Annotated in this window: 3 protein-coding genes, 1 tRNA gene and 2 pseudogenes; 3 read left to right on the top strand and 3 right to left on the bottom strand. The window is 56.9% G+C overall.

Going from position 1 to position 6,462, the window contains the following annotated elements:
• Both VGE80_RS06625 and VGE80_RS06620 read right to left on the bottom strand, forming a co-directional pair.
• Nucleotides 1-462: pseudogene (locus tag VGE80_RS06625) on the bottom strand (hypothetical protein); the annotation flags it as partial.
• A 341-nt stretch (nucleotides 463-803) separates the two neighbouring features.
• Nucleotides 804-2,018 (bottom strand): tyrosine-type recombinase/integrase, encoded by a 1,215-nt coding sequence (locus tag VGE80_RS06620; RefSeq protein WP_440592102.1) that lies wholly within the window; start codon nucleotides 2,016-2,018, stop codon nucleotides 804-806.
• 196 nt (nucleotides 2,019-2,214) lie between these two features.
• Here VGE80_RS06620 and VGE80_RS06615 point away from each other — a divergent pair.
• The 3 genes from VGE80_RS06615 (at nucleotide 2,215) to VGE80_RS06605 (ending at nucleotide 5,503) form a co-directional block, all read left to right on the top strand.
• A tRNA-Arg gene (locus tag VGE80_RS06615) sits at nucleotides 2,215-2,288 on the top strand.
• A gap of 5 nt (nucleotides 2,289-2,293) precedes the next feature.
• Nucleotides 2,294-3,154, top strand: coding sequence for an aldo/keto reductase family protein (locus VGE80_RS06610; protein ID WP_440592101.1), 861 nt, complete (start codon nucleotides 2,294-2,296; stop codon nucleotides 3,152-3,154).
• 159 nt (nucleotides 3,155-3,313) lie between these two features.
• Nucleotides 3,314-5,503: a tetratricopeptide repeat protein gene (locus VGE80_RS06605; protein ID WP_440592100.1), complete on the top strand. Its 2,190-nt coding sequence runs from the start codon at nucleotides 3,314-3,316 to the stop codon at nucleotides 5,501-5,503.
• Nucleotides 5,504-5,643: 140 nt separating this feature from the next.
• Here the strand turns inward: VGE80_RS06605 and VGE80_RS06600 are convergent.
• Nucleotides 5,644-6,462: pseudogene (locus VGE80_RS06600) on the bottom strand (serine hydrolase domain-containing protein); the annotation flags it as partial.

Genomic DNA, 6,462 nt, shown 5'->3' with positions numbered 1-6,462 from the left:
ATAGACGAACGTATAGTCGACGGCGAGACGAACGACTGCAAGCACCTCTTGGCCAGATGCGTCTAGCACCGCATTCTCTCTCTCGAAAACGTAGCGTCCGATTGCCACGGCGCCGTCGGCAGTCGGAGCGATAAACCTTTGTGCTTTAGGATGCTCGGTAGGATCGAATAAAACCGCGATCCATCCCTTCCTGGCAAAGCCGGGTTTCTCGTCGGTGCCCTGAAAATAGTGCAGAGCCTCGGCCTGAGTCGTCAGAAAACTGTCATCGAGTGTCGGGTTGAAAGCGAGAACACATTTACTATCGCCACTTGATCGCAGATCTCGATGCCAGTTGTCTCCGCTTTTCGCGTACAACTTGGTCACTCCGTTCCAATCACCCGCGACAATCGCTTCCGCCCATTTCTTCTGAGCTGACTTCACCGCAGTCACAGCGTCTTCGAACGGCGATATTTTCTTTGCCATAAGTTCACCAGAGGTCTCGGTGTGTTAATGTCAACAAAACTATCCGCCTGTATATCACAGGTAATTTCGCGTAGCAATCCAGAGTATGACGACGTCTGTTGTCCCGAAACATCTTTCAGCGTGGGTTACTGATGGTCACAAAAAAATTGTCCATCGGGCCGATATTGCGTGGAGGAGCAGTGCCGATCCATCGTACAGACCAGTGGCGCCCATCATCCCAGTCGAGACGCGGTGGAGAGTCTTGATCCAATTGCGGGCTGTTGGAACTCTCCCACCTGCTTCAGTACGACACCCCGCACCACTTCCAGACTCACTTCGCTCAGCCCCCCGGCTTACTTTGCTTACTTTACGGGTGCCTTCTTCTTCACAACCGCATTCTTCGCGGACTCATTCGTGGTCTTAACGAACAACCACTTCCGCACGTGGTCAGCCACCTTCTCTAACCGTTCATCACCAATCCGTTGGCGGTATCTGGCTGCCATGTCGTTAGCGTGAGGCGTGTGCCCCATGACCAGGTCGACGGCGGGTTGGTCCAATGTTTCCCCCGCCACCGTTTCGAACGTACGTCGCAAGGAATAAAAGCCAATCCCTGGTCGGTAAAGTTCTTCTTCCTTGAGTAGCTTCTTGAACATCAGGCTGACGGGGTTGTTCCCGGCCGTCTCCTTCGCCCAGCTACTTTTCATCTTGGTTACGAACAGGTAGTCGGCATCTTCCGGGTCCTTGGGTTCGGGCCGCTTAGCGAGCACTACGTTGATCGCATCAATCGTCTCAGGCCACAACTTGGCGCGACGTGGCACCCCGGTTTTCGGGCGTGGGAAGACCAGCCACCCGGTCTTCAGGTCAACATTCGATTTCGACAACCGGGCCACATCGTTGTTCCCGAGACCACAGTTGGTTCCGAGCAGGATCATGGCTTTCATCGGCACGTTCGCTGACTCCAGAAGTTTACGAATCTCTTCCGATGTCAGGTCTCGGGGGCCAATCTCTGCCTGCTCGATCCGCACCGTCTTCGCGGATGGCTTACAAAACGACGCACCGAACCGGATTGGCTTATCGAGCAATCCATCCTCGTGAGCCCATTTGAAGAAAGACCGCACCCGCTGAATCTCATTTCCGAGTGCAACCGCCCCTCGTGTCTTTGCCAGCGTCGCTCGCAGTTCCGCAAAGTCGCTCGGCTGCAGATCGGCCGCGAGACGATGCTTCCCGAACGTATCGGCGATCCTGACACCCGTCGCATTTAACTCGGTGAAGGTGCGGGGTTGAATTTCCCCGTTATCCCGGAGTCGCTCTTTGTGCGTCAGAAATGCATTCACCACCAGTTCGACGGTGACAAGGCCTTCATTGTTTTTGGGGCGGGGTTTGCGGCCGGCCAGGAGATCGTCCTTCACCCGCAGCCATTCTTCGAGCGCTCCCTCGGGGTCTCGCCACGGCCCGAAGAAGTGGAACTCGCCGCGAATCTTCTTTGCCCACCGTTTGGTGGCGTGAGGAAACAGCGGAAAATCCGGATGGGGCTTGGCTGGCTTGTCTGGTTTTCGTGAGCCGTTAGACTGTTTCATGACTCGGGTTCCGGGTGGGAAAAAGAACAGTCGGTCTAAAAAAAGAACCGTAGGTCTATCTTTGATGTGTGCGGCACCTCTCGAAAATGGCTTAGCGAAAGGTACCGACACACTCCTACCGGGTGTCAGAGCGGGTGTCAACGACCCGAAAACGAGGTTTTTTGATTTGACGTAACTCGAAATACAGTAAACACTTGCTCCCGTAGCTCAGTTGGATAGAGCGACGGTTTCCTAAACCGTAGGTCGGTGGTTCGAATCCACTCGGGGGTATTTTCATGTCAGAGTCTTCCGCGGTACTGGGCAGGATTGAGCTCGCGAAACTGCCTGACTTTCTTTATGGGACCGCGTGGAAGGAAGAGCGGACGCGGGAGTTGACTGTTGCTGCTTTGAAAGCGGGGTTTCGAGGAATCGATACCGCCAACCAGCGGAAGCACTACGACGAAGCCTCCGTCGGACTTGGCATCGCCGATGCCATTCAGAGTCAGCTTGTCACTCGCGAAGACCTCTTCCTGCAGACCAAGTTCACCTTTCGCCCCGGTCAGGATCACCGACTCCCCTATGACCCGGCGGCGCCGGTGGCTGAGCAGGTCAAGCAGTCCTTCTCCAGTTCCCTGCAGCATCTGGGAACCACCTGGATTGACTCGTACGTGCTGCATGGGCCTTCGCAAGGAGCCGGCCTGGGCAAAAGTGACTGGGAGGCGTGGAGTGCCATTGAGTCGCTGTATGAACAGGGATTGATCCGCTGCCTGGGAATCAGCAATGTCTCTCTGGATCAGCTACAGACACTGACCGCCCGCTGCCGGATTGCTCCGCATTTCGTGCAGAATCGCTGTTACGCGACCATGGGCTGGGACGGGAGAGTGCGTGATTTTTGCCGTACAAACGGAATTGTCTACCAGGGCTTTTCGCTGCTGACGGCCAATCGCCCGGTGCTGGCTCATCCTCAGGTCCTGAAGATCGCGCAGCACTACGGTCGAACCCCCTGCCAGATCGTGTTTCGGTTTGCACGGGATGTGGGAATGCTTCCTCTGACCGGTACGACCAGTGTGGATCACATGCGAGAAGATCTCGAGGTTCTGGACTTCCAGCTTCAGCCGGATGAGCTGAAGCTAATTGAACGTGTTGCGATCGCTTGAGATACGGGATGGACTCTGACTCGGTCCACGGCGATCCCGGCAGCACGGCGGGGATCAATAATTTGAACGAGTCCCCCAACTGCTGTCACTCGCTGCTGCATGCATGGCTTGCTTCAGCCCACCTGAGTGGTTCCATCGCCCCTCCAGCGATACCATGGAATGACGGCATTTCAGCCTGCTTTGTTTGATCTGGCACTTTTGGTCCGAATGGTCCCCCTGGAACGTATCATGAAGGCCTCGATCGCGCGACTTCTCTGCCTGACAACTCTGTCACTTGCCGCCTCTGCGACGTGTTCTGTCGCCAATGATCTAGAGCTTTTTCGGCGACCGGCGCTGGCAGAACAGAGCCAGGAGCTGCAACTGAGAGGAATGCTGCTGGCACGCATGGGTCACCAGGACGAAGCTCTCAGGCTCATGCACGAGGCTGTCAAACTCGCTCCGTTCTCGGGAGTCGCCCGGTACAACCTGGCGTGCATCCATGCAAAGAACGGGAAAGGGGATGAGAGTCTGGCGGCGTTGAAAGAGTCGATCGAACGGGGATTCGCCCAAGTCGGCATCGCAGCGAAGGACCCAGACTTCAATTCGATTCGCGACCGGGCGGATTTTCAGGAATTGATGGAAAAGTACGCTCAAAAGCAAATTGAACCCAAGACACCCCATCCGGCGGAACTCGAAAAGAACATCGCCTGGGTGGGATCCGACAACACGATCTGGGACGAGCCCACTAACCTGCTGAAGACCGGGTTCCAATGGAAAAAGCCCGTCAGGCAGCCTGCTGTGATTCTGGAGCATGGCGAAGTCGGAAAGCGACTGAAGAAGTGGTTCGCGGAAGGGACCGCTGCAGGTAATTTTGGAGATCTTTATGACAACTGTGACTCGGATCATTCCAACCTGAAGTACGCTCAGTTCCCGCAACTGCACCGGATCGAGTACAAGCCCGAAATTCTGTCGGAGATCCAACAGGGATTTCAGCACCGCTTTCTCCATGGCGGGGTCGTGATCGGGAATTCGTCCACATCATTGGTCTCGACTCCGCTGTGGCGCAGCAACGTGAGAATGGCCTACACACGTCCCACCTGGATCACGGCCCTCGCCCGGCAGTACACCCTGAACCATCTGTACGTTTATCCGGAACATACCGACCACGATCCCGGCCACAACGGTTCCGGAGGGGGCTATGGGGATCTGTTCCCCGCCAACACGCCCTACGTGCTGATCAGCCAGGGATCTTCCTACACTGACCAGCCGTTCCTGGATGCCCTGGCCTGCACGCTGGCTGCATTTCGGCCTGAGGTCAAGAAAAAGCTGGTCGACAGCGGGTTCATCGCCCCCACCCTGCAGCAGATTTTTCGCTCCAACTACAAGGCATTGAACAACGAAGACGAATACCTGACGGGGGTGGCACACCCGTCCGTATTTGATGGGACGCTGATCGATCCGCTCAAGATGATTGAAGCGGCTCATGCCATGACGGAAACCACGATTCCTCCCGTCGTTCGTTTTCGGATCGAGCAACAGGATCGCGGCATCGTCGGGCGGGATTACTTTGATGCGGCTGACCGTGAGCACCTGTTTGACACCGCTTGCGCTATCGCGAGAGTGGGGCGTTCGATGCAGTTTCGCCGCCGGATGATTGTCTCCGCACGAGAAAGTATCGACCTCAACGGGCACCCGCTCAAGTATCAATGGGTCGTGCTGCGGGGGGACCCATCGCTGATTTCTCTGAAACCTCTCGACGAGACGGGGAGCCGAGCGGATATCACGGTGGCCTGGCACCCTCGTCGCAAAATTCAGCCCGACAGTGATATTGAATCGAACCGCGTCGATATCGGTGTGTTCGCGTTTAACGGGACCCACTGGTCGCCCCCTTCGTTCATCACGTGGTACTTTCTTGACAATGAAGACCGGGAATATGACGAATCGGGTCGCATCCTGTCCGTCTCGTATCACGGGGGAACAGACAAAGGGAACTACGCGGACCCCCTGATCCAGACCCCGAAGACCTGGAAGGATGAGTACAAGTACACGCCAAACGGAGATCTGATCGGATGGACCCGCACACGGGCCAACATCCCTCGCAGCAAACCGGAAGACTTCACCTATGACGGCGCACTCATCATCGCGAAGGATGAGCTGGGGCGAGCAACGGAGGCTCAAACCGTACGCTATTTATCTCAGTCGAACGGCAAATCCCTGCCCACGCTGGTGCAGCAACTCGGCGACGAGATTCTTCAGTATCAGTACCAGGACGTGAACGATCAAATCGGCAAGGTCGTCGCGAAAAAGAGGGCCCTTCCCCCCTCCGACAAGCCGACACCCGAATCACCGACCGGTGCCAAGCAAGAGTAGAGGCAGCGTAGAGAACGCACAGGGTCGCCTGAGGGGCCCTACTCGACTCGTATCGTTTCGCATTCGCGTTCTGGGCGTCTCTTTCCCATTGGGCACGCCGACGGGCAGGAGCGCCGGTATCACCCGGCTCACCGGCTTCATCATTTGTCCGATGACGACGGCCCCGTGGTGCCTCGCAGCTTGAAATCCGCCGCAGGTCCGAAGCTGGCGTTGTATTGACAGTCCGCCAGAACCTCATCGCCGGTAAACTTGAAACGGACCGTGGCGGTGAATGGTGTTTCGTAGAAGCAATACTTGGCCGTAAAGGTGTCGTCAGCAGTCCAGCCGCCACTGACCGCAACCGGCTGCGACGCCCCTCCGCTGAATGCCGTTCGCCCGCGGGTCCAGTCCCCGCTGCGACAGACGGTCGGATACTCCGTCCCGTTACAACGAAGGGAGATCGTAACCTCCCCTGCAGATGGCCCCGATTCAAACCGGACGGCTTCCAGTTGGTGTTTATTCTGTGCAATGGCGTACTGCTTACCCAGGATTTTCGGAGGCATGGCGGCACCCGTTTGCGGCGGAATCCGCAGACTTGCCAGCGTCTGCTTGAGTTTGGCGGTGGCCTCCGGGTTCGGGGCTTGAGGCTCAGCGTGAAACGCGGGCAAGAGTCGGTCCCAGACGACATTCAGTACATCGGGCATATTTTTGACGCCACTGGTGATGGCAATGACCGCGTCGAGTTCCGGCAGGACAACGCAATACTGGCCGAACGCGCCGTCTCCGCGAAATGCACCATGACGACAGCGCCAGAACTGGTAACCATACCCCTGGTCCCAGTCGCTGGCGGGATTGCTTCCTGTGGCAGTCTGACGGGCGGTCGCCTCGCTGATCCACTTCTCGGGCACAAGCTGCTGACCGTTCCACTTCCCCTTCTGGAGGTAGAGCTGTCCAAACCTGGCGATGTCTTCGGTACGGAT

The organism is Schlesneria sp. (assembly GCF_036405755.1).
In the GTDB taxonomy this organism is placed as follows: Bacteria; Planctomycetota; Planctomycetia; order Planctomycetales; family Planctomycetaceae; genus Schlesneria; species Schlesneria sphaerica.
This window is presented reverse-complemented; position numbering and strand designations above follow the sequence as displayed.

Bases quoted from the DNA above. Each gene is read 5' to 3' on its own strand.
- VGE80_RS06620 (WP_440592102.1), bottom strand. From the start codon at position 2,018: ATGAAACAGTCTAACGGCTCACGAAAACCAGACAAGCCAGCCAAGCCC.
- VGE80_RS06610 (WP_440592101.1), top strand. From the start codon at position 2,294: ATGTCAGAGTCTTCCGCGGTACTGGGCAGGATTGAGCTCGCGAAACTG.
- VGE80_RS06605 (WP_440592100.1), top strand. From the start codon at position 3,314: ATGACGGCATTTCAGCCTGCTTTGTTTGATCTGGCACTTTTGGTCCGA.